Genomic DNA, 366 nt, shown 5'->3' on the forward strand with positions numbered 1-366 from the left:
CAGGACCTGCCGTTCGAGCGCCTGGTGCAGGAGCTGCAGCCGGCGCGCGAGGCGAGCCGCCATCCGATCTTCCAGGTCCTGTTCGCATTGCAGAACGTGCCGCAGGAGAAGTTCGAACTGCCGGGGCTGACGCTGAGTAAGGTGGGAGATCAGCCTGTTGGAGGCGTCGATCCATCGCTCTATCGGCTGGATCTGGCATTCTATCTGCACGAAGGCGACGAAGGGCTGCACGGCTTCTTCCAATACGCGACCGATCTGTTCGACGCCGCGACGGTGAAGCGGCTGTCGGAGCATCTGACGCAAATGTTGATGGAAGCAGTCGCTGACGCGGACCGTCCGCTGTCGGAGCTTGCGATGCTGCCGGAG

Annotated in this window: 1 protein-coding gene; it reads left to right on the forward strand. The window is 62.8% G+C overall.

Going from position 1 to position 366, the window contains the following annotated elements; genetic code table 11:
- Positions 1-366: condensation domain-containing protein (locus tag MOV75_RS42110; protein ID WP_247008784.1), on the forward strand; the 366-nt coding region annotated here is incomplete at both ends.

Source organism: Bradyrhizobium sp. PRIMUS42 (genome assembly GCF_023006515.1).
Taxonomy (GTDB): domain Bacteria; phylum Pseudomonadota; class Alphaproteobacteria; order Rhizobiales; family Xanthobacteraceae; genus Bradyrhizobium.